Source organism: Cognataquiflexum aquatile, from assembly GCF_003316845.1.
Classification (GTDB): Bacteria; Bacteroidota; Bacteroidia; order Cytophagales; family Cyclobacteriaceae; genus Cognataquiflexum; species Cognataquiflexum aquatile.
On record NZ_QMIK01000001.1, the window covers coordinates 870,583 to 893,802 of the forward strand.

A 23,220-nucleotide genomic window follows, 5' to 3' on the forward strand; every position below is an offset into this window, starting at 1 on the left:
TTTTCAAAAGCTTATTATTTTCAATGGAATTTGATTTTCAGGTTTAATGAAGAATGAGTGGTACATTTCGTCTACTACATTCCATATTTTTCTAAAGAGGATTATTAATAGAAATTACATTCCAGTTACATTTTTCTGTAATTGAAATGGAAAATAGGGATAGTAAACTAAAAAATAGCGTAACTGCGGACGAACGACTCCAATTATTGTCCCAACTGATGGTTTTTTTACCCGAATGAATCTGAGGATCACGAGGCAGCTAAATGATAATCGAATTGACTGCGCTTAAGAGACAAAAAACCGATACTTCCAATGGAAAACTGAATCGGCCATTTGAGGGAATTGAGAAACCTTCAATAAAAAAAAGCTGCTGCCGAATAAATCAGCAACAGCGTTGGTCGATAAAAAATGTTCAATAAAGGGTAAATCTATAATGGGATTGATTTCAAATAAGTCTTTTTCTATTGTAACTCAGGTAAATATCGGGCTATCAAAGTCGGCAAAAAATACCCCAAAAGGAGTATATTTTGTTCATTTACGAAAAAATTTAAAACGAAAAAAATTCTATTCTCACAACCTCGGATAATCCTTGACCAAAGCCACCAATCCTGCCAGGTTTCTGACACCTAGTTTCCGGAAAATATTCTTGCGGTGTGTTTTGACGGTCAATGGACTAAGGTTCAGTTTGTCAGCTATCTCTGTGCTTTCATATTGGTTGATGATAAGTTGGATAATGTCCACTTCCCTTTTGGAAAGCTTATAGTGGTAGATCAGTTTTTCATAAAACCCCTTTCCTTCAGTATCAAAGGCTTCTTGGGAAGATTCTTTAAAGAACTTACCTCCATCCAAAATCACATGCACAGCATCCAAAAGCTCATTGAGCGATGAATCCTTTCCAATAAATCCATCTGCACCCAGCGTTTTGCAAAGAGCAATAGAGGACTCGGTATGATGCATGCTGATTACAAGTTTCTTGATTTGGGGATAGTCGCGGTGCAGGTGTCCAAGTAATTGGATCCCGTCCATTACAGGCATATTCAGGTCAAGAATCAAAATATCCGCTGTATTCCCATTTTCCAAAAATGAAAGAACTTCCTTTCCGTTTCGGCAATGGGCAATGACTTTTAAATTCTTGTCACTGCTGACCAAATTATCCAGACCTGAAGCGAACAACTCATGATCATCTGCAATGATTACTCTTTTACTCATGGGTTTTGGGTATAAGCAATAATGATGTGTGGGTTTGAATAATTTATTGGGATCCAAAATACAAACATGAGCCTAATAATCAAACACTTTTGGATTTTGAAACAAATCCATTTGGATGCGTCAACGGAATAAATTACTCTATAAATTTTCTTAAATGTAACCTGTGTAACAAATAAAAGATAAAAAAAGGGAGACTTTCGTCTCCCTTCCGTTGTCTTGCTAAGATTACTTGGTAACCTTATCTACTTCTCCCTTGGCTTTTCTAGCGAGCTTGTCTACTTCACCACTGACTTCACTTACCTTTTTGGTCAATCCTTCAAAAAACGAATTGATTTTGCCGGTGGCCTCGTCTAGGTATTCCCCGCTTTTCTTGGTGATTTTCTTTCTTGTATTTTCACCTTTGTCGGGCGCTATCAATATTCCGATCTGAACTCCGATCACTGCGCCTACCAATGCTCCTAAAATAAATTTTGTTGAACTCATAGCTATGTTTTATTTAAGTTGAAAATATGAATGTCCAGTTTTACTGAGCACATAAATTTAAACATTTATCATACCAAAGTATTTGAAATGCCTAATTAAAATACGATAAATAAACGATTACGTTCAATTTTTTAAAACTTGTTCAAACAATTTTTGAGACAAAGCAATTATTCTAAAACTAAAAAAATGAGCGGGTAATCGGTCTCGAACCGACGGCCTTCAGCTTGGGAAGCTGACGCTCTACCAACTGAGCTACACCCGCTTTTATACAAATCTAACAATCAATTTTCAAAGAGCAATACATCAAAACACTTAATCTTGAGGCCTAATTTGGGTTGGAAATCCGCTAACCATTCTTTCGGTTTTAGGCCTTGAAGTATTACCTCACACTGCTTCTGACCACAATTGTCCTCACAGGATTCAAAGGATCATTGCTGAAAATGGAGATGTGCTTGTGGTCTATTCCCCTCCTCCCCTTTGGATCAAATGTAAACTTGAGTTCTGTCGTTTCACCGGATTGGAGATCTTTTTTACCCAATTCAAGTTCCACACACTCACAGTTGACCGATACCTTCCTGATATTTAGAGCTTCTTGGCCCATATTGGTCAATGTAATGGACCGCGTGACTTTGTTATTGGCTGATATTTCTCTCAAGTCTATTTCCGCATTGGCTATCCCCAACTTGGGAACCCTGTTTTCCAGGCTTTTTGGCACAGGTTGAAAGTATTCATAGACCACCGACATCACCCTGATACCAAGATTCAAGTCATCCCGATCTAGCCCGATGCTGATGACTTCGTCAAAAAAGCCAAGGTCATTTTTGGCGGCACCATCATATGTCAATACCAAAAGTCCCCGCTGCGAAGGTTCCAATTGGGAAGGTTCCAAAGAAACAGCCATATAATTGGGGATTTTATCCTGAACCTCTTTGAAACCGATAGGACTGTTTCCAAAATTATAGACCTCCACGTATTTGACTTTCGGTTCATTGGTAAAAATATAGCCCATATTGACCGCTGTCAGTCTAAATCCCAAAGTTCCCACCCGGTGAGGAAAAGCCATTTCGTAATTTTCCGGAATCGGCATGTTGATTCCTTCCAAAAACAAAGTGTCTCCATAGATATCCAAATTGGTCCTGACGATAATGCCTTTGGAAAATTCCCCTCCTTTTTGGTCAGGGTCGAACTTTACTATGAGAGAAGCTATTTGCCCATTGGCCAGGGTATCCTTGGTATATTGGACGGTGGTACAGCCACAATCTGTAAAAATATCTGTGATATAGATGCTGTCTTGGTTTTCATTCAGTGCAAAAAACTCCGCTTCTACCGCTCCTTTTTCCTGCAATACCGCACCGATATCAATTTTTCTCTTTTCCCAAGTCAGCGTCTTTCTTTCAATTGTCTGGCCGACGAGAGGAAGGCTGCTGATTGTCAGCAGGATTAGACCCGATAGATACAACACTCTTTTTTTCATACGGGCAAATAACGATAAAAAACCAGCGAATTGTACCCTGATTTATTTATTTTGCGCCAAATTTTAAAACAATGGCAAGAGTACTGACAGGCATACAGAGTTCGGGCAAGCCCCATCTTGGAAACATATTGGGTGCAATCGTCCCTGCTATAGAGCTGACCAAAAGAGACAATAATGATTCTTATATATTCATTGCAGACCTGCATTCCCTGACCTCTATCAAGGACGGAAACCTCAGGAAAGAGAATACTTTGGCAGTGGCAGCAGCTTGGTTGGCTTTCGGCTTGGATATCAGCAAGACGGTTTTTTACAGACAATCGATGATCCCTGAAGTGACTGAACTGACTTGGTATCTGAGTTGCTTTACGCCCTACCCTATGCTTGCCAATGCACATAGCTTCAAAGACAAGTCGGACAGGTTGGCAGACGTGAATGCAGGTCTTTTTACCTATCCAGTGTTGATGGCTGCAGATATCTTACTTTATGGGGCGAATATTGTCCCTGTCGGAAAAGACCAACTACAGCATCTGGAAATTGCAAGGGACATCGCAACAACTTTCAATAATCGCGTGGATGAGGAAATCCTAGTCGTTCCTGAGGCCCGCATCAGTGAAGATGTGATGATCATTCCCGGAACTGATGGACAGAAGATGAGCAAGTCCTACAACAATTACATCGACATTTTCCTTCCTGAAAAGGAACTGAAAAAGAACATCAACTCCATCATCACCGACAGTACGCCTTTGGAAGAACCCAAGAACCCGGATACCTGCAACGTATTTAAGTTGTATTCTTTGGTAGCCAATGCAGACCAAACCGCCGCGCTGAGATCAAAGTACCTTGCGGGAAATTTTGGGTATGGTCACGCCAAGCAGGAGTTTATGACTTTGATTTTGGAAAAATACGCCGAAGAAAGAAAACTGTTCGATTACTTTATGAACCACACTTCTGAATTGGAAGCAAGACTTTCCGAAGGGGAAGCCAAAGCAAAAATCATCGCAAGAGGATATTTGAACAAAGTGAGAGAAAAGTTGGGATTTGGGGTGGTTGGTTAATGGTCCCGATAGCTATCTGGATGGTTAGTGGTTATTTGGTTTTAGGTCCCTGAGCTTGTCGAAGGGTTGGTTATTTGGTTATTTGATTAACTGATTAATTGACAACGGTCCACTGTCGACAGTCCACCAAGTTGAATTGGTTTGTTTGGCTGCTGAATTATAATTGGGTAATGAAAACTGATTCTGATATTAATGTGGCTGAATACTGACCACTGCGACTGAATACTGACCACTGTAAACTGCGCATTGCGACTGCCCACTGCGACTGAATACTGCCAACTGAACACTTCAAACTTCCCTACTTCCCTACTTCCCGACCTCCAAACTTCCCACTTTCTTTAACAACTGGAACACTCACCATTTACTTCTTACCTCCTACCAAATTCTTCGTACCTCGTACTTCAAACCTCGTACCTACTGATCACCTCCCCACCCAAAGGTCTTTCATGGATTTGCCGTTGATCTGCAAAATAAATCTAGCAGGATTTGGAACGAGGACAACCCTCACATCCATTTTGTCAAACTGCTCTGATTCGACCGGTACGCCTTCTTTTCCTTTGACTTCATACGTCACTTTGCCAAAAGAATCCGCAGCCAAAGGTGAATAGTTATTGGCCAAATAAGCGGAAGGCAAGAGCACGTCGTTGTCTGATTTCAACTGGTTGTAGATTTTTTCTAAAATCGACTCGAGCTCATCACCGAATTCTTCATTGAAGTCATCCTCCAAGTCATGGAGTTCTTCTTCGATGTCATCATAAGCCGCATCGGCATAGGAGATTTTACTCAAAGCGATTTTTTTCTCTACAAGGACTGAAAGATCCTGATCCAATTTTCTGAAATCCATGGCGTTTTTATTTTTAAAAGCACGAAGGTAAAAATTAAGATAAGGTTTTCAAAAATCTTATCGGCCAACATTTTTCAAAGCCAATTCCCCTCCGTTTGGATCGGCATTGTATTGGACAAATGATCCACCTGCATCCTTTTGGACCTCAAGAGTTTCGGTTTTCCCACCCTGAATGAAAGTGACTGACTTCCAATAAGTAGGGATGTAGGTCTTCATCGTTAATAATTGCCGGTACCAATACGGATCCAAATCCGACTCCAACTTTAAGGAAATCATATCTTTATTGACTGTCTTTGTCATGTTGGTATTCATCCTTTGCCTCATATATTGTGTCACATCCCTGAAAGGTGCCACCCAAACATCTTTGGATTTGCCGGCGATATATTCAAAGTAAGCCCTGATTCTGTCTTCAGGAATGGCTTCCCAACCGATACCTTCGATGCCGTGAAATACCAAAACCAACCAGGTATCTTCCCTTGTCAGGATGTCATCTACCCATGAATTCATAAGCTCAGGAGTTGTTTTAGAAAGCGGCCCACGCTGCCATTGGATGTATTCCTTACCATAATCCTGGGACGCGTCAAACTTCCCGGATCTGTTGATTTCCTCTAAATATGCTTCAGGCATCCTGTTTCTCAACGCAGGAAACATCTCCAAAGCATATTCCATAACCCTTTCATTTTCAGTTCCAAAAGGGCATTCGGCTGAAAAAAGCTGCTCTTTTCCCAATTCTCTTTCAATCTCATCCCGACAGGCTTCCAATTCAAACAACAGATTCTTTTCATCCAACACTGCTAGCCTTGGATGTGAAATCGTGTGTACCCCAAACTCATGGCCGTTATCAGCATACTTTCGGATCTCCTCCCAATCGATCATCTCACCATCAATAATTTTAGGATAAACAAGCTCTGTGACTTTCAATTCCCTAGCCTTGGCAAAACCTTCATCGAGAATTTTGCAGGCTTGCTCCACCCTTCCTTGTTCATAGGTGGAACCGGATCGGTCATGGTAAGACACGGCGCCCGGCATATCCAAAAAACGGATCAAAGAGGCTCTTTCAAAAATATTTTCTTCATTGGTAGGAATAGAGGCAGATTCGGCGATTATCACTTTTGGATCCCTTCCAAAAAACTGAGCCCGGGTTTGAGATGATGGGATTTCTCCAGTGTTGATATAAAAAGTCCCCTTCATCCCAAGTTCTTCCATGATCGGAAGGGCAACATGGAATTGGTTGTAAGTACCGTCATCATAGGTCAGGGAAATGGCTGCTTTTTTACCATCTGGCCATTTTAGGATTTCGGTTTTGAAAGCCTCTTCCTGACCGAATACTGACTGGAATTGGAACACCAAGATGATCAATGAAAGTAATCTTGGGCTTAATGTTTTGTTTTTGAGAATCATAGCATTTAAAATTAAAAAATAACTTTGCTGCCAGATCATATTTTTGATAATTGGTAAGAATGGGGTTAAATTTCAAAAAAATCAAAAACCATTTTTATGCAAAATTACAAGAACCACACCCGCAGTTTCGCAGTCCATAATTATGTTTTAATTCCATTGGCACTGGCATTTTTCATTTGGACAGTCGCGGATCTTATCCATTCCATGATGGGCGGTACTGATCTTCTTTATTCATTTTACCACCTGATCGCGGCCACAGTGCTGCTGCTGTTGCCTTTTGTAGCGAGATATTACGGACTCAAAAATCAGGACAGGATTATCCGGTTGGAGATGAGGTTCCGTTATTTTGAATTGACAGGTAAATCATTTAAAGAAAAAGAAAGCAAGTTGAGACTATCCCAAATCATTGCCTTGAGGTTTGCAGGTGATGAGGAATTTCTTCCCCTGATGGAAAAAGCCATCAAAGAAGATATGAAAGCAAAAGAGATCAAAATGGCAATCACCAATTGGCAGGAGGACAACAGACGTGTATAAATATTCATTGACGGTATTCCTGTTATTGGTAACAGCAACCGTTTTCGCCCAACAGACCGTGGAACAGGTAGCAGAAAAATTGGCACAGGAGCAACTTGATGCCTATAATAAAAGGGACATTGATGCTTTTGTAGCACCTTATGCCGATAATGTAAAAGTGTATAAATTCCCCAATGAGCTGTTATATGAAGGCAAAACGACCATGTACGACACGTATGGGCGGATGTTTGCACGGACTCCCGACCTGCATTGTCGCTTGGTCAACCGCATCGTCATGGGCAATACCGTGATCGATCAGGAAGAAGTCACCATTTCCAAAAAAGACCCTCCTATGAATGCCATCGCCATTTATAAAATCATAGACGGAAAAATTGCCGAGGTGTATTTTATCCAATAGATAGTTTTCAGTGGTCAGTATTCAGTTTTCAGTGATCAGTTTTCAGTGAACAGTTACCAGTCGCAGTTACCAGTCGCAGTTACCAGTAGACAGTAGAAGTGAGAAGTCGCAATAGTCAATAGGCAGTTGTAAAGCATATTAAGCCGACCACAATAACAAATGAAAGTATACGGGAAATGCAAAAATTGCAAAACTGAAATCAGTTACTCGACAAGTGCAAATACGAGAGTTGAGTTTGCAATACAAATTGGAGAAAAGAAAATTCTGAATTGCAAAAATTGCGGAATGAAAACGGAATTTCACATTGACGAATTATACAAGAAAGAATCAAAAATAGCTCAAATTGGAGCAGGACTAGTTTTTTTAATTGGAACACCATTAATGTTCTTTTTTGTAAATCCGATATTGATTGGTAGCCGAAATCATTATGTGATATATGTTGTCGGCGGATTTCTACTCATTCCTGTTATTGTGTACGGAATAATAAAAAAACAAGACCAGACAAGAGTGAACTCATTCAACCGAATTAGACTGAAAGGTAGAATTCATAATATTGGAAGAAAATAATACGTTTTACAACACCACCTTGGATACAGCGGGAGGTTTAGAGTAAATAAGATAATCAGGGAATTTAAGAATTTGGGCGTAGGTAGGAAGAGAAGTGGCCCGAATGCCTCAGTCTCCAAGCTGAATAACGTTGGTAGTTTGCAGTATTCACACAGAAATACAATGGGCAACAGTCAGTTTCCGGGTGAAGTGGTAAGTTCCAATTAGCAGTTAAGGCTCCTTCATAATTGCTTTCCCAATTCAAGCCGGTAGTCCTGCGACCGTGGACTCTTTTAACCTTCCAACTTCCCCAACCTTGAAACCTTTTAACCTTTTCTCATCAATCTTCCAATTTTGTAATTTTTCAATTTTAAAATTTCTCCAATCTTTCAATACACCCCTGCATCGCCCTGAACTGATGGTAATTGGCTTTCCAGATGTGTCCCTTATCTGCGGTTTTGAGTTCGGGCTGCTTTTCCAATCCTCCTGAATACCAATCTCCGTGCTCATGGTCGATGAGGTAATCCTGATTGTATTGCCACAGCTGCTCAAACTTCCCAAAGTAATCCCGTTCATCATTGGGAAAATATTCTGACATCAAAAGCAGGGTATTCATCCCCTCCGACTGTGCCCACCAGTTTTTGGTATCCTTGATAACCCTTGGTTTTTCTTCCCCCAAGAAATAATAGCCTTCATCAAAAAATCCCGCAAGGTCATTGTCCCAACCATAAAGCAAAGCATGGTCTACCATCTTTTTGGCTTTGGTCAATGTCACCTGATCATTTTCCCATCCCAACACATGCGAACTTTCCAAGATCAAATAAGCTGTCTCCACGTCATGTCCGTAGGAAACATGGTCCAAACCTTTGTGCTGCATGATGACTTCCTCGGATTGATCCTGAAAAGAGACAGGCGTCCAATCCGGTTGGAAAAAAAGGACGAGAGAACCATTCTCATTGGTAATGGTATCCCTGACGAGAAGCAGCATTTCCTCCAGCCTTTCTTTCAATATCGGGTCTTTCCAGACCATATATAATTCCGTAAATGCTTCCAACAAATGGATCGAACTGTTTTGGTCTTTAAAGCCAAGTTCTGAAGTGGAAGGCGTATCTGCAGGACGCACTACCGGAGTTCCCTCCTGATCCAAATGCTGGAAATATCCCTTATGCACCGGATCGTGGCTATGTTGATCCAACCATCTGAAAGCCTTGATCGCCATATCCAAACCTGCAGAATCGCCTGTTGCACCGAAATAGGCTGCCAAAGCATAAATGCCGAAGCTGTTCCCATAAGCGGTTTTATGAGGGGATTTGTCCAAAAGCGGCTTTCCTGACCGGCTGACCAATTGGTAAAAACCTCCTTTTTCTGAATCCCACATTTTGTCCCTCAGAAATTCAAAACCATGCTTAGCGCCGTCTGCGTAATGAGTTTGAGCAGGATACTTTTTGGTGGCTTTGGAATTGGACCAAAGGTGTCTTGCCTGCGTCACAATCATCTTTTCCTGACTGTCGTCTTTGAGCTGAAAGTCATAAGTGAAATTGCTGAAGTAGCCTCCCGAATCCAAGTCAATCGCTTTGGGATACCAGGTTTCTAAAAGATTTTCCCGAAGAGAAATCTCCATTTCATCGGCTAAGAGCTTGTATTTATTCTCTTCGATTTCTGATTTTTCGGTTTTTTGGCAGGAAGCAAGAAAAACAAGGGAAAGAAAAAAGAGGCTGATTTTCAGTTTCATAGGTTGGTTGTTTTAGGCAATCTTAAAAATAACACAAAATCTTTTTTGTTGAATACTTTTTTTGTTCTTAAAACTACTATCTTAAAAACGAAATCAGGTTTAATTGAAAACTCGAAAATCCCAACACATGAAAAATTTTGCGATTCTGCTTTTCCTTTGTTTAGGTTTCCAAAATATGATTTTGGCAAATGACAAAGAACTCAAAACTGAAATCAAAGAAGTAACAGTTTTCCTCAATGGTGCGCAGGTTTTTGAAACCGGTACGGTCCAACTGTCTGCCGGAGAAACCGTCCTCAAAATTGCAAACCGTTCCCCTTATTTGGATGAAAAAAGCCTTCAGGTCAAAGCCACGGGAGCATTTACCATCCTCTCCGTCAACCGGAGGCCAAACTTCCTGGAAAACAAAATCATTTCAAAAAATGACAGTCTTCAAGAGGTGTTGTCAGATGAAAGGCTGAAGCTTGAAAAATTAGCCGCAGAGGCAGATGTCCTTAAGGAAAAGTATTCTGTCCTGAACAACAATAAGAATCTGGGCGGACAGAATAACGGGCTCACAATGGCCCAACTCAAACAAGCCGTGGACTTTTTTGAAAAGGAAATGTCAGATATCAAAACCCGGGAAATCCAAAACAGGATGAACACCTCGGCCACCAAAAACAGGATCGAGCGGCTCGAAAAAACCTTGGATGAATCCCAAAATCAACCCATCACCCCCATCAGTGAGATCTATATCAAGGTGAGTGCCGAAAGACCGACAACTGCCAGTTTCTCGATTTCCTATCTCGTCGGCAATGCAGGATGGTTTCCAAAATATGACATCCGGGTACAGGATATCACCAAACCGCTCAATCTTAGCTATAAAGCGGAAGTATGGCAAAACACTGGAAACGATTGGAAGAATGTCAAACTCCGGTTTTCCAACGGTGAACCCAACCGAAGCGGAATCATGCCTGAATTACAAAAATGGGAATTGACTTATGCACGCAATACAGTATTCGACCGCATTGCAGCTTTTGTTCCGGTGGGTTCTGTAAGTGGTATTGTGAGAAGCAGTGAAGACGGACAGCCATTGCCCGGGGTTTCAGTTCTCATCAAGGGTTCTACCATCGGAACTACCACAGACATCAATGGCAGGTATGAACTGACGATCCCCAACAATTCCAGGCAAATCGTATTTAGTTTTGTAGGAATGACAATTCAGGAAAGGACTATATCCGGCTCAATTATGAATGTCACTTTGGATCCTGATTTCAATCAGTTGAGTGAGGTAGTGGTTACAGGATATAAGACTGAAAATAAGAAAACAATAAGAGGGGCTGTTTCTTCAGTTGAAACAAATATCCATACCCAACCAGAAGAATCTCAAATAATTGCCACCGTCATCAAAGAAAACCAAACCACTGTCGAGATTGAAGTCGAAAAACCATACAGCATAACATCCAACGGAGAAAAGCTTTTGGTCGATTTGAAGAAGTATGATTTGGATGCGATCTACGAGTACTACGCCATTCCCAAGATTGAAAAAGACGCATTTCTGATGGCCAAAATCACGGATTGGGAGAAATACAGTTTCCTTCAAGGTGAAGCAAACCTATATTTCGAAGAGACCTTTATCGGAAAGTCCATTTTGGAAGCAGGTGGATTGCAGGATACTTTGAGTATTTCTTTGGGAAGGGACAAAAGCATCGCCATCAGCAGGGAGAAAGTTGATCAATTCTCTCAGAAAAAAACCGTAGGCACCAACATCAATGAATCAAGAGGGTATCGGATCACCATCAAAAACAACAAGTCCCAAAAAATCAACCTGACTGTATTTGATCAGGTGCCGGTATCCATAGTCGGAGATGTCATTGTCAGCGTTGGGGAGCTTTCTCAGGGAATCAAAGAAGACCAAACCGGGATAATCACCTGGAAATTTGAATTGGCGCCGACCACCCAAAAACAAATTGAATTCCGATACGAAGTGAAGTACCCGAAAAAAGAGAGGGTAATTCTGGATTAATTTTTTATGAAATCAGGACAAAATCTTGTGGCATTCCGTCAAGTAAAAAGGACAGCTTTTCGGCTGTCCTTTTTGTCAAACCATAAATTGTTTTCCTTGATGAGATACAAGTTTATAGTGGTTACTTTTTTCGTTTTTTTCATCCAGATCCCGGAAGGTTTTGCCCAGGTCGGGATGATGGTGGGTACCAATTATTCCAATGTCAGGCATGATGGCCTTCTTGGAAAAACCCAGGGACAAATGAGCCTTCATCTTGGTGCCAATATCGAAGTGGTTCCGATCAGAGGAATCCCAAACTTAAGTCTGAGAACAGATTTAATATTGGTCCAAAAAGGCTATACCCCAAGACTTGACGGAAGCAGATATCGCGTCAATCTGGATTACGGAAGTTTTGCACCGATGGTCAAATATGCCATCGGAGAAGATTTCTCAATCCATTCCGGTGTGGAATTCAACAGGCTTATGGATTCAAATGTAGGCGACGAAATTACTTTTAGAAAAAACGAAAAAGCTGTGTTTTTTGGCGTGGATCTGTTCAACTCCAAGAGACTTTCATTCTATACAAGAGCTTCTTTCGGACTCACTCCTGTCCTTGATTATTATGACATTGACCCGATAGAGGGGATCCAAGGCAGGATTTCCGACCTATACACCACCACTATTATGCTTGGCATCCAATTAAACATCCACCATGAAAAAATCAGGTTTTAATTTGAGTGTCGCCTTTGCTTTGGCTTTTCTTATTTCTTCCTGTGACAGTTTTATTCCTGATCCAATAGATCCAAGGTTACCAGTCTACTCAGAATCCGGAAAAAACCAAGCCGGAGCAATGATCAACAATGAACCGTTTACTGACTTCCCGAAATCTGGACTTTTTGGTAAACTCTATTCAGGTTACATCTGGACCCTAGCCGATACTTCTCTTAATATTTCTTTCAATCTGGTAAATCAAAATAAGGCCAATACTTCATTTACAATTACTTTTTTCTTGGAAAAACTTACTCCGGAAGATTGGAAGGAAATGGAAAAGGATTTTGGTAAAAAATTCCGGTTTGAAAATCCAAACGTGAAAGGCACAATTACCACAAGTTCAAATAATGGGAATATTGAAAACAAAGCCACCTCAGGTCAGATTACAGTAAAATATATCCCCGGCGCAAAAGCCTTTGCCGGTACTTTTGGGTTTACGGCTCATGACCCTTCCGGAAAAAAATACGTAGTCCATTTTGGAAGATTCGATTATATTTTCGAACCCAATTGATTAAGGTTTAGGAATTCCCTTATCCAAAATCATATCTGAGGCCTTCTCCCCGATCATGATACAGGCAGCGTTTGTATTGCCGGAGATGATGGTGGGCATGATGGATGCATCCGCAATCCTAAGTCCGGAAATCCCCCTTACCTTCAGGTTTTCATCCACTACCGCCGTTTCATCCTGACCCATCTTGCAGGTGCCAACGGGATGGTAGAGCGTTTCCATATTTTTTTTGATATGTAAGATCAGGCTCTTTTCATCAAATTTGTTTGGCAAATAAACCCCTGACTCACTAAAATCCTTCAAGGGTGAATGTTCCATTACCGCCTTGGCTTTCAACATACCTTTGAGCAAAACATCCAAATCCCTTTTATCCGAAAGAAAATTAGGCTGAATCAAAGGTGCTTTCATTGGGTCTGATGATTTCAAACCTATAAACCCACGGCTTTCGGGTCGGATTAGGATCACCATGATACTAAAGCCGCTTTTGTAGGGGAAGGTCTTATAATCGTAAATGTCCGTACTGTAATCTTCTGCCACTGCAGATACCGCAAGGTGAAACTGCAGGTCAGGCCTGTCCAAATCCTCTTTTGATGTTAAAAAAGCATTGGCTGTCAAAGGTCCATTTCCTAAAGGCCCTTTTTTGAAAAGCAGGTATTTCAAAAGTGCCTTTCCCATCTGGATAGGCTTCAAGGTGTGGTTGTCGGTAAGAACCTTTGAAAATGAACTCACTCCCGACCAAACATGGTCAATCAGGTTTTGACCTACACCGGGAAGATGGAGCGTGGAAGCGATGCCAAATTTGGTGAGGTAATCCTTGTCTCCGATCCCCGACAGCATCAAAATCTGCGGTGACTTTATGGCACCGGCACTTAGGACAACTTCTTTGGCTGCTCCGATTTGTTCTTTCTCTCCTTTTGCATTGATGACCTCCACGCCTGTCGCTTTTAGATTTTGGATCAGGATTTTGGTGACATTGCAACCTGTTTTGACCATCAGGTTTTTTCTGTGTAAAACAGGTTTGAGGAAGGCTGTTGCTGTGCTTTGCCTTTGGTTATTTTTGATGTTGAACTGAAGCATAGATGCCCCAATTTGCTCGGTACCGTTGTATTCTTCATTATGGGGAATGCCTACTTTTTCACAAGCTTCGATAAAACTATGCCCAAGGTCATGCGGCTGTCTTGAGTAAGCAATATTTAACGGACCATTTTTCCCATAATATTCCCCGGTAAAATCTTCGTTATGTTCCGATTTTTTGAAGTAGGGCAACACATCCTGATAAGCCCATCCTTTATTTCCCAAGGCTTCCCATTCATCAAAATCAAGTCTGTTTCCCCTGACATAAGCCATCGCATTGGTGCTGCTGCTTCCTCCGAGTACTTTTCCCCTAGGCACAAAAAGTCTCTTTCCATCCACATGGTCCTGTGGTTCTGTCCAAAAAGCCCAATCCACTTCTGACCGGTGCAGTTTGGTATATCCACCGGGAATATGAATCTCGGGCTTGGTGTCCTTTTTTCCTGCCTCAATGAGCAGAACCGTGTTTTTTGGGTCTTCAGATAGCCTGTTGGCCAAAACACATCCTGCCGAACCTGCGCCGATAATGATATAGTCGAATAGCATTTGGGTAAAATTTGGGTTTATTGGATTAAAATGAAAAAGGATGCGAACTCCTCAAAGCACCGCATCCTTTTTGTTCTTCGGATTTACATATCAGGCCGAAATTGTTTTTTCATGCATTTCCTTAATTTTCCTACGGAGGATTTTACCCACATTGGATTTTGGAAGTTCATCGGCGAAGTACACTTCCCTCGGAACTTTGTAATTGGTCAGACTTTCTTTGGAAAGGGCAATGATTTCGTCAGCAGTGACCGATTTGTCTTTTGCCACGACATAAGCCACCACTTTTTCATTGGACTTGGGATCAGGCATACCGATGACTCCAACTTCAATTACTTTTGGGTGCAAGGCGATGGCATTTTCAACTTCGTTTGGATAGACATTGAATCCTGATACAAGGATCATTTCTTTTTTCCTGTCTACTATCTTTACATATCCATCTTCATCCAAAATGCCGATATCTCCGGTTTTGAACCATTCGCCGTCCATGACTTTGGCTGTTTCTTCAGGCCTGTTCCAATAGCCTTTCATGACCTGCGGTCCTTTGATGCAGATTTCACCACGGTGGCCGATTCCTACATCTTTGCCTTCATCATCGATAATCTTGACATCAGTATTGGGCAAAGGAATCCCGATTGTCCCGATTCTCTCTGTTCCATCTATCGGATTACAGGTCGCTACCGGTGAAGTTTCTGTCAATCCATACCCTTCAGCCAATGGTACTCCGGTGATTTTTTCCCACTTTTTGGCTGTGGCTTCCTGAACCGCCATGCCGCCACCGACTGCCACTTTGAGTGTTGAGAAGTCGAGATTTGCAAAACCCTCCGCATTCATCATCCCATTAAACAAGGTGTTGACACCGGTGATTACAGTGAATTTCACTTTTCCGAGTTCCTTCATGAATCCCGGCATATCCCTTGGATTGGTGATGAGGACATTGTGGGCACCGATCTTCATCATCGCGAGGCAGTTGACTGTCAGCGCAAAAATATGGTAAAGGGGAAGCGCGGTAATAACGATTTCCTCCCTTTCCTTCAATTTTGGTTTCATCCACTCTGATATCTGCTGCATGTTCGCGCAGATATTTCCATGGGTAAGTTCAGCACCTTTGGACACGCCTGTGGTTCCTCCGGTATATTGCAGAAAAGCAGCATCTTTCAAGGTCATCTCTTCCCTTTTGTAGCTGCTTCCCGCGCCAAGAGACATTACCTTTTTCCAGCTTATGGCTTTTGGAAGATTGTAAGCAGGCACCATTTTTTTGACATATTTGACCACAAGGTTTACGATGGTTCCTTTGAGTCCCCCAAGCATGTCTCCGAGTTCGGTGACAATGACATGTTTGGTTTCAATTTCTTCGTAGATTTTTTCAAGATTACAGGCGAAATTCGCCAAAATCACTATCGCTGAAGCGCCGGAGTCATTAAACTGATGCTTCATTTCGGTCGGCGTGTACAAGGGATTGGTATTGACTACCACCATTCCTGCTCTCAAAATCCCAAACATCGCCACAGGATATTGCAGACAGTTGGGCATCTGAATCGCGATCCTGTCTCCTTTTTTCAGCTTCAGGTGATTTTGCAGATAAGACGCGAAGTCTTTGGACAGCTTGTCCACTTCATTGAAAGTGATGGTCTTGCCCATACATTCGTAGGCCACGGAGGAACCGAATTTTTTGACACTTTCTTCAAAAAGGTTGACAACAGAACTGTATTCCTGAACATCGATGTCGGTTTTGACATTCTTTGGATAAAACTTATACCATGGGAAATTATGCATAGTAGGGTATCTATTTTGGGTTGAATTTGAGTTTGGGAAATATACAGTACTAAATATAAAATATTAATTTTTGGAAAAAAATAAAGCCAATTTCCTTTGACTGAAATTGGCTCCAACTCAAAACTTTTTTGTTTTCATTGCAAAATTTTCCTTGCAATCAGCTCCTTCATAATCTCATTGGTTCCGGCATAAATCCGCTGCACCCTTGCGTCAGCAAAAGCCCTTGCCACCGAATAATCCCACATATATCCATATCCCCCATGCAGTTGTACGCATTCATCTGAGACAGTACATTGAAGCTCGGTCAGAAGAAATTTGGCTGAGGAAGCCATTGCTCCATCGACTTTCTTTTGGTTGTGCAGCATCACCAACTGATCGGCATAGATCCTTCCCTGCTCGAGTTTAGCTCCCATTTCAGCGAGTTTGAACCTGGTGTTCTGAAAATCAGAAACCATTTTGCCAAATGCAGGTCGGTTTTTGACATAGTCCACTGTGGAGATAAAAGTCGATTCTGCCAAAGCTATTGCCGCCAACCCCACGATCAAACGCTCCTGCGCCAACTCCGTCATCAGGTATTTGAATCCTTCGCCGACATTGCCGAGGAGGTTTTCTTTTGGAACTTTCACATCTTCAAAAAACAGTTCGCAGGTATCCTGAGCATGCAAACCCACTTTGTCAAAAGGAACACCTTTGGAAAATCCGGCCATGTCCCTATCCATGATGAAAAGACTGATTCCCTTTGCTCCTTTGCTCGGATCTGTTTTGGCGGCCACGACCACCACATCACAGAGAAAACCATTGGTGATGAAAGTCTTGGAACCGTTGATCAGGTAATGGTCTCCCCTATCTTCCGCCGTTGCCCGGATCGACTGCAGGTCCGAACCGGCACCCGGCTCGGTCATGGCAATCGCAGATATTAAATCTCCGCTGATCATTCCTGGGATGTATTTGGATTTTGCGGCTTCGGTTCCGTAATGGTGGATGTAAGGAAAGACGATATCGCTGTGGAGCGGATAGCCTATCGCAGGACCTGAGCAACCCGAAAGTCCCAATTCTTCGATGAAAACGGCATTGTATCTGAAATCCTGGATTTCCAAACCTCCATATTGCTCCGGAGCTTGGAGACAGAGAAAACCGTTTTCACCCAATTTCTTCCAGGACTCGCGGGTCACCTGCTTGTCTTTTTCCCATTGGGCATTGTTGGGTGTAATTTCTTTGGCAATAAAATCTCGGAGCGAGTGACGGAACATGTCATGCTCTTCTGTAAAAATTGTTCGGGGTACTGAATACATGAGAATTTGGGTTTATACGATTTGATTATCCGCAATAGACAAGTAAGATAAATTTATAGCCTCGAGGATTGCGGATAATTGTCCATGGTCCACAGTCCATAGTCGACTTCCGGGCAAAACTTTTTTGACTACTTGGATTATTTAGGATAAAATTTTTAAATATATCCAACAATTTAAATGAGAAGGATATAACAAAGTTTAAAATTAATCAAAAATTTACCTTGAAACGGAATTTTTTGGGAGGGGGTTTATAGGAAGGTTAAATCTCACGCAGAGACCCAAAGAAAAAGAGAAAAAATGATTACCATAATATCATCAATGTGATCTATCTGTCTATGTGGTAAACCTTTGCGTCCATTGCGGTATAGATCTACCACCGAGAGCCCAGAGTCCACAGAGAAGAATTCTCATATTTTTTCTCTGTGTCCTAGTGAATCTCTCTATGGTTTATTGCAGCCAATCGGCCCTGAAAGGGCGAAAGATGCCAAGAGATTGTTCCGCCCCGTCAGGGCTAACCAAATTCAATCCACCCTTATGAGGATGGGCTGCACCCATCCGTTTGTTATACCGCCCTTTCAGGGCTTAAACCAGGAAAAACAAATATATTTTTATCTCAGTGCTCTCTGCGCCATCTGTGAAGATTGCTTAAACTCCATTGTGCCCTTAGCGAAAACCTTAAAACATTAAAGAAATTAATTTTACCTCAGAAGACCCAAAGTCCACAGAGAAGAATTCTCATATTTTTTCTCTGTGCCCTCTGCGCCCTCTGTGGTAAAAAAGAATCAATTCCAAGGTTTTCTTGGCAGTTTTTCGTCCCGTTGAGCGGTGTTATAGACCATTGCCGCAATGATGACCGCCGCCTGCGTCATGTCCGCAAACTGCATTCTTTCATACAAATCCATATTGGTATGGTACCCCTTGCCGTAATCAATTGGATCTTGAATAAACTGGAATCCAGGTACTCCCACCGCCTCAAAAGCAACGTGGTCTGTTGAACCTGTATTTCTCCTCGTGATCGTATTGGCACCAAGTTCATGGAAAGGCTCAAACCACTTCTCGAAAATCGGAACCACCATGTCATTTCCCTCCACGTAGATGCCACGGATTTTCCCTGAACCGTTATCTAAATTGTAGTAAGCGGAGATTTTATCCCATTCAGCCTTTTTCTCTTTGGATGTTCTGTCGGCTACATACTTTTGGACATATCCTCTTGAGCCGAATAATCCCTGTTCTTCCTCTCCCCAAATCGCAATGCGGATGGTACGCTTCGGTTGTACATTCAGCGCTTTCAAAATTCTGATCGCCTCCATCATCACAGCCACTCCGGCGGCATTGTCATTGGCGCCTGTTCCGGCATGCCAACTGTCAATATGCGCACCAAGCATTACGATTTCGGCTTTGAGGTTCTTGTCAGTTCCGGGGATTTCAGCCAATACATTGTAGCCTTTGTAATCATCGTCCAACCATTCCACTTCGATTTCGGCTTCAATGCTGACCGATTTTCCGTTTTTTAACAACCTGTAAATCCTGCCATAATGCTCTGCTGCAATTTCCATTTCTGGAACGGTGGGTTTCTTATCTGTGCTGTATGATCCTGCTCTTGTATGGAATACTGTACCGAAGCTTCCCCTTGTCCCGGTAAGCCTCAACCCAACCTCTTCTTCCAAAAGGAATGCTGTTAGCTTTTGGTCAAGGTCACGCTGGGCACGCATCTGGGCCAACACTTCGGGTGTATAGCGGGCATTATTGCCACCGATATTGATGGTCTTTCTGTCTTCCAATTCTTGGTCAGTCCATCTTTTGGCTTCTGCTTCGAAAGCAGGATTGAACGTCAGTGTCGCAGGTGCCATGACTACTTTACCTTTGAGCTTGCCTTTGTATTTGTCAAAATCAGCATCGGAATTGATTTCAAGTAAGGTTACCTCAGATTCCACCAATCCTTTGGTCCCATCTGTCCAGGCCTTTGGATAGCCGATCACTTGGGCATAATAAGGCAACTTCATCGCGATGTAGGATTTCTTCACATTCCATCCCCTGCCAAATTCCCCATAGGAATCGATTTTGACATTGGAAAGTCCCCACTCTTGGAATTTCTCTGAAGTCCAAGCCCTTGCATTTCGTAAGTTGGAGGATCCTGAAAGCCTTGGTCCTAGGTAATCCGTCAGGTGGAAGGAAATGTCCTGAATTTGGGATTTGTTGATGCCTTCAGTTTTGATGCGGTGCATCATCTCGAGGTCAACTTGCTCCTGCGCCCATATTTGGCCAATGAACAGTAAAAAAGCGAGGGATAAAATGGTAAGTCTGTATTTTGGATTCATAATTTAAGAGATTGAATTTTAAGTTTGGTTGTTAAGTTGGATGTCCGATGACCGGTGTAACGGTTGTTTCTTTAATTCAGAAACCAAAAATGTAAAAAAATCCAAAATGGTACTTGCCATCAATGTAATATTCTAAATTCGTCTCAAATACATTTTCATGATTTTACAGATTCCTTTAAATCCCCTTCAAGAAAAATACCTTAGAAAGTCCGGCCTCCTCTTTCCCGATGAACAAATCCTCGAATACAGCAAAGCAGGTGAAGGAAATATGAATGTGGTCGTCAGGCTTAAAACTGAAGACCGCAGCCTCATCCTCAAGCAATCCCGGCCTTTTGTCAACAAATACCCAACAATTCCCGCTCCCTTGGGCAGGATTTTTATCGAAGACGATTACTATCGGATCATCAATTTACATGAATTTCTTTCCGGATTTTCCCCAAAAATCATCCTTCGGGACAAAAAAAACCACCTCGTTGCCATGGATGACCTCGGTATCGGTGCAGACTTTATAGGTATTTACAGTAAGAAAATCAACCTTTCACCGGATGAAATAGCCACCCTCCCAGAATATCTTCTTTCTCTCCATAAACTAGAAATCCGAAATTTTCCGGACAACATGGACATGAAAAAGCTCAACCATGAGCATATTTTTTTCTACCCTTTTATGGAGTTCAATGGTTTTGACCTCGACAGCATACAGCCCGGATTGCAGTCAATGTCCATGAAATTCAAAACTGACCTTGCCCTTAAAAATGCTGTCAAAGCATTGGGTAAAAGGTACCTTCAGAAAGGAAAACACCTCCTCCACGGGGATTTTTATCCCGGAAGTTGGATCAGGGTAAATTCGGGACTGAAGGTAATCGATCCAGAATTTGCATTTATGGGAGATGTCGAATTTGACCTTGGAGTTTTGATCGCTCATCTCAAAATGGCCAAAACCAACCCGGAAACCATCCAAAACATCCTTGGCCGTTATACTTCTAAATCACCTATAGATGAAAAACTGCTCCACCAATATACCGGAACAGAAATCCTCCGAAGGCTTATCGGTTTGGCACAACTCCCCTTGGCACTGACCTTGAAAGAAAAATCCGCTTTGGCTGATGAAGCCTCAAAATTGATTCTAAAACCATGAAAAAAAATATATGTACAGTCCTAATGCTCGCCTTATTGGGTCTTGCCATTTCCTGCAAAAGCCCTGAAACCAACACCGACATCCCGGAAGAGGAGATCAAGCCGCTGACACTTACAGACGAAGAACTCCAAGACAAAGTATTGGGAATGCTCGTGGGTTCGGCGATCGGAGATGCCATGGGCGCACCAACAGAAATGTGGTCACGGGAAAAGATCAGCGCAGAATATGGTTTTGTACAGGACTTGGACTCCATGGTGAGGGAAGTATCACCTGAGGGAATATGGAAGGCAAACCTACCAGCCGGCGGTACCACTGACGATACAAGATGGAAGAAACTCGCCTTCGAATACCTTGCAGGAGAAAATCCAAAATCACTCGATCCAAAACAGTTCGCCTCTCATATCCTGGCTCAATTTGACGGGTATCTCGCTGAATACAAAACCATCGAAAGCGAAAATGCCGAACCCTTTGAAGCAAATTCCCTCAAAGTCGGTTGGCTGCAGGAATGGGCAAAAGCCGCTCGCCCCTATGTCAAAAATGACCTCAACGGCTATCAGATCGGACTCAGTACTTTCTATGGCGGGGAAATGGTCTGTGCAGGATTGCTCTATGCGCCTGCGATCGGGGCGTTTTTTCCTGAAAACCCCGAAAAAGCCTATTCTGAAGCCTTCAAATTGGCATTGTTTGATATCGGCTATGCGAAAGATATCACGGCACTTTCCGCAGCAATGACCTCAGCCGCAATGAAAAAAGAGGCAACCCAAGCCGACGTCCTCGACGTGCTGAGGTCAGTCGATCCGGAGCAATATTATGGGGCAAGGTTGGTAGGAAGAAGTTCTTACAGGATCCTGCAGACTGCCCTGCAGATCGTGCAGGAAGCCAAAGCCATCAACGAAGCCAAGGTCACCACCGAAGAGGAAAGGATCGCAAACGTCCAAAAATGGACCCCCGAGTACCTTCAGCCTGCCTTCGAAAAACTCGACCAACACCTTCAAGACATGCCTTTCCATGCAGGAGAAATACACCTTCAGGTCCTCACAGCCTTGATTTTTGCGGATTTTGATTTTGAGAAAACACTCATCTTCCTTGTCAACTATGGCAGGGACAACGACACCACAGCAGCCATCGCCGGAGGAATTTTGGGAGCATATTATGGTTTCGACCGACTTCCCGAACAGATGAAAAACCAAGTTCTCGAGGTCAATAAAAGAGAACTCGACATCGACTTGGTGGAATTGTCGGAGAATATGACTGAGAATTTATTGAGGAGGTATAAGTGAGTGGGTTAAGGGTTATTTGGTTAATTGGTTAATTGGTTAATGGTTAATTGGTTATCTGAAGCCTTGTTTAAAGAAACATTTTAAATAAAATACACGTGTAAAAAATTTAGTATTGACACGTGTAAATTTTATTGCTAAATTGGTATTTAAATTCAAAGCTATGAATACGAAACTGACGCTAACTATTGAGAAATCAGTCATTGAAAACGCCAAAAAGTACGCCCGAATAAAGGAAAGGAGTCTCTCGGATTTGATTGAAAACTACCTGAAGGCCTTGACCAATGAAGAACCTTTGCCTGAAAATGAATTGACTCCGATTGTCAAATCTTTGAAAGGATCATTTAAAATGCCGGAAAATTTCGATTATAAGAAAGAATTAACAGACCGCCTATCTGAAAAATATTTGTAATGGATACGGTTTTAATAGATACAGATGTTATCCTGGATTTCTTTTTTGACAGAAAACCATTTTCAGAAGAAGCATCGAGACTTTTGAGTTTATGTGAAAAAGGAGAAGTCAAAGGTTTTGTTACTTCTATCATGTTGAGCAATGTCTATTATTTATTGCGGAAAACAGCAAATCATGAAAAGGTGATTGAAAATCTAAAAATGCTGATGAACATCATTGATGTCACCACAACAAACAAAAATACTGTCATTCAGGCACTTAACTCTGAATTCAAAGATTTTGAGGATGCACTTCAGAATTTCTCTGCCATAAATGAAAAAGAAATCAAAGTCATCATTACCAGAAATATTAAAGATTATAAATCGAGCACTTTATCCATAATGACCCCGGATTCTTATCTGAAATCAGCCAAATAGAAAGGTCAATTTGAAATCATAAGTCTCTTTGGGGCTCTAATGTTT

General features: G+C 42.0%; 21 protein-coding genes and 1 tRNA gene. 11 read left to right on the forward strand and 11 right to left on the reverse strand.

All coding sequences use genetic code 11. From position 1 onward, the window contains the following. Nucleotides 1-570: 570 nt before the first annotated feature. From DQW11_RS03570 to DQW11_RS03585, 4 genes are all read right to left on the reverse strand, one after another. Nucleotides 571-1,209, reverse strand: coding sequence for a response regulator transcription factor (locus DQW11_RS03570; RefSeq protein WP_113922615.1), 639 nt, complete (start codon nucleotides 1,207-1,209; stop codon nucleotides 571-573). Nucleotides 1,210-1,434: 225 nt separating this feature from the next. Beyond that, nucleotides 1,435-1,692 (reverse strand): YtxH domain-containing protein, encoded by a 258-nt coding sequence (locus DQW11_RS03575; protein WP_113922616.1) that lies wholly within the window; start codon nucleotides 1,690-1,692, stop codon nucleotides 1,435-1,437. Between the two features lie 189 nt (nucleotides 1,693-1,881). Beyond that, nucleotides 1,882-1,954, reverse strand: a tRNA-Gly gene (locus DQW11_RS03580). Nucleotides 1,955-2,071: 117 nt separating this feature from the next. Next, entirely contained in the window at nucleotides 2,072-3,166 is a 1,095-nt protein-coding gene (locus DQW11_RS03585) for a DUF1573 domain-containing protein (RefSeq protein ID WP_113922617.1), read from the reverse strand. Nucleotides 3,167-3,237: 71 nt separating this feature from the next. Here DQW11_RS03585 and trpS point away from each other — a divergent pair, with 71 nt between their 5' ends. Then, entirely contained in the window at nucleotides 3,238-4,221 is a 984-nt protein-coding gene (trpS, locus tag DQW11_RS03590) for a tryptophan--tRNA ligase (RefSeq protein ID WP_113922618.1), read from the forward strand. A gap of 421 nt (nucleotides 4,222-4,642) precedes the next feature. Here the strand turns inward: trpS and DQW11_RS03595 are convergent, their stop codons facing one another. Together DQW11_RS03595 and DQW11_RS03600 are read right to left on the reverse strand one after the other, a co-directional pair. After that, entirely contained in the window at nucleotides 4,643-5,065 is a 423-nt protein-coding gene (locus tag DQW11_RS03595; protein ID WP_113922619.1) for a hypothetical protein, read from the reverse strand. Between the two features lie 57 nt (nucleotides 5,066-5,122). After that, nucleotides 5,123-6,466: a polysaccharide deacetylase family protein gene (locus DQW11_RS03600; RefSeq protein ID WP_113923197.1), complete on the reverse strand. Its 1,344-nt coding sequence runs from the start codon at nucleotides 6,464-6,466 to the stop codon at nucleotides 5,123-5,125. Between the two features lie 96 nt (nucleotides 6,467-6,562). Between DQW11_RS03600 and DQW11_RS03605 the strand changes: the two genes are divergently transcribed. From DQW11_RS03605 to DQW11_RS03615, 3 genes are all read left to right on the forward strand, one after another. Further along, nucleotides 6,563-7,000 (forward strand): DUF6526 family protein, encoded by a 438-nt coding sequence (locus DQW11_RS03605; RefSeq protein WP_113922620.1) that lies wholly within the window; start codon nucleotides 6,563-6,565, stop codon nucleotides 6,998-7,000. Continuing rightward, on the forward strand, nucleotides 6,993-7,397 hold the full coding sequence (locus tag DQW11_RS03610) for a nuclear transport factor 2 family protein (RefSeq protein ID WP_232826664.1): 405 nt from the start codon (nucleotides 6,993-6,995) through the stop codon (nucleotides 7,395-7,397). The genes DQW11_RS03605 and DQW11_RS03610 overlap by 8 nt, the downstream gene beginning before the upstream one ends. Before the next feature lie 159 nt (nucleotides 7,398-7,556). After that, complete coding sequence (locus DQW11_RS03615; RefSeq protein ID WP_113922621.1) at nucleotides 7,557-7,964, forward strand: hypothetical protein; 408 nt, start codon at nucleotides 7,557-7,559, stop codon at nucleotides 7,962-7,964. A 349-nt stretch (nucleotides 7,965-8,313) separates the two neighbouring features. On the opposite strand, the gene DQW11_RS03620 is transcribed toward DQW11_RS03615, so the two are convergent. Then, nucleotides 8,314-9,675 carry an AGE family epimerase/isomerase gene (locus DQW11_RS03620; protein ID WP_113922622.1) on the reverse strand — a complete coding sequence of 454 codons (1,362 nt, stop codon included), beginning with the start codon at nucleotides 9,673-9,675 and terminating at the stop codon, nucleotides 8,314-8,316. Between the two features lie 127 nt (nucleotides 9,676-9,802). On the opposite strand from DQW11_RS03620, the gene DQW11_RS03625 reads away from it, so the two are divergent. The 3 genes from DQW11_RS03625 to DQW11_RS03635 all read left to right on the forward strand — a co-directional run bounded on the left by DQW11_RS03625 (nucleotide 9,803) and on the right by DQW11_RS03635 (nucleotide 12,938). After that, on the forward strand, nucleotides 9,803-11,677 hold the full coding sequence (locus tag DQW11_RS03625) for a mucoidy inhibitor MuiA family protein (RefSeq protein ID WP_113922623.1): 1,875 nt from the start codon (nucleotides 9,803-9,805) through the stop codon (nucleotides 11,675-11,677). A 99-nt stretch (nucleotides 11,678-11,776) separates the two neighbouring features. Further along, a complete protein-coding gene (locus tag DQW11_RS03630; RefSeq protein WP_157966023.1) occupies nucleotides 11,777-12,388 on the forward strand; it encodes a hypothetical protein in 612 nt (203 codons plus the stop codon). Then, nucleotides 12,369-12,938 carry a hypothetical protein gene (locus tag DQW11_RS03635; RefSeq protein ID WP_113922625.1) on the forward strand — a complete coding sequence of 190 codons (570 nt, stop codon included), beginning with the start codon at nucleotides 12,369-12,371 and terminating at the stop codon, nucleotides 12,936-12,938. Before DQW11_RS03630 ends, DQW11_RS03635 begins: the two co-directional genes overlap by 20 nt. Here the strand turns inward: DQW11_RS03635 and DQW11_RS03640 are convergent, their stop codons facing one another. From DQW11_RS03640 to DQW11_RS03655, 4 genes are all read right to left on the reverse strand, one after another. Then, on the reverse strand, nucleotides 12,939-14,552 hold the full coding sequence (locus DQW11_RS03640) for a GMC family oxidoreductase (RefSeq protein ID WP_113922626.1): 1,614 nt from the start codon (nucleotides 14,550-14,552) through the stop codon (nucleotides 12,939-12,941). Between the two features lie 90 nt (nucleotides 14,553-14,642). Beyond that, entirely contained in the window at nucleotides 14,643-16,325 is a 1,683-nt protein-coding gene (locus DQW11_RS03645) for an AMP-binding protein (protein WP_113922627.1), read from the reverse strand. Nucleotides 16,326-16,459: 134 nt separating this feature from the next. Then, the gene (locus DQW11_RS03650) at nucleotides 16,460-17,617 is read right to left on the reverse strand and encodes an acyl-CoA dehydrogenase family protein (protein ID WP_113922628.1); all 1,158 of its coding nucleotides are present in this window, start codon (nucleotides 17,615-17,617) and stop codon (nucleotides 16,460-16,462) included. 782 nt (nucleotides 17,618-18,399) lie between these two features. Further along, nucleotides 18,400-19,935 (reverse strand): M20/M25/M40 family metallo-hydrolase, encoded by a 1,536-nt coding sequence (locus tag DQW11_RS03655; RefSeq protein WP_113922629.1) that lies wholly within the window; start codon nucleotides 19,933-19,935, stop codon nucleotides 18,400-18,402. A 157-nt stretch (nucleotides 19,936-20,092) separates the two neighbouring features. Here DQW11_RS03655 and DQW11_RS03660 point away from each other — a divergent pair, with 157 nt between their 5' ends. The 4 genes from DQW11_RS03660 (at nucleotide 20,093) to DQW11_RS03675 (ending at nucleotide 23,175) form a co-directional block, all read left to right on the forward strand. Beyond that, complete coding sequence (locus tag DQW11_RS03660) at nucleotides 20,093-21,070, forward strand: phosphotransferase (protein ID WP_113922630.1); 978 nt, start codon at nucleotides 20,093-20,095, stop codon at nucleotides 21,068-21,070. Continuing rightward, entirely contained in the window at nucleotides 21,067-22,350 is a 1,284-nt protein-coding gene (locus tag DQW11_RS03665; protein WP_232826665.1) for an ADP-ribosylglycohydrolase family protein, read from the forward strand. The genes DQW11_RS03660 and DQW11_RS03665 overlap by 4 nt, the downstream gene beginning before the upstream one ends. A gap of 160 nt (nucleotides 22,351-22,510) precedes the next feature. Next, nucleotides 22,511-22,759: a DUF6364 family protein gene (locus tag DQW11_RS03670; RefSeq protein WP_113922631.1), complete on the forward strand. Its 249-nt coding sequence runs from the start codon at nucleotides 22,511-22,513 to the stop codon at nucleotides 22,757-22,759. Continuing rightward, a complete protein-coding gene (locus DQW11_RS03675; protein WP_113922632.1) occupies nucleotides 22,759-23,175 on the forward strand; it encodes a type II toxin-antitoxin system VapC family toxin in 417 nt (138 codons plus the stop codon). Before DQW11_RS03670 ends, DQW11_RS03675 begins: the two co-directional genes overlap by 1 nt. Nucleotides 23,176-23,220: the final 45 nt, after the last annotated feature.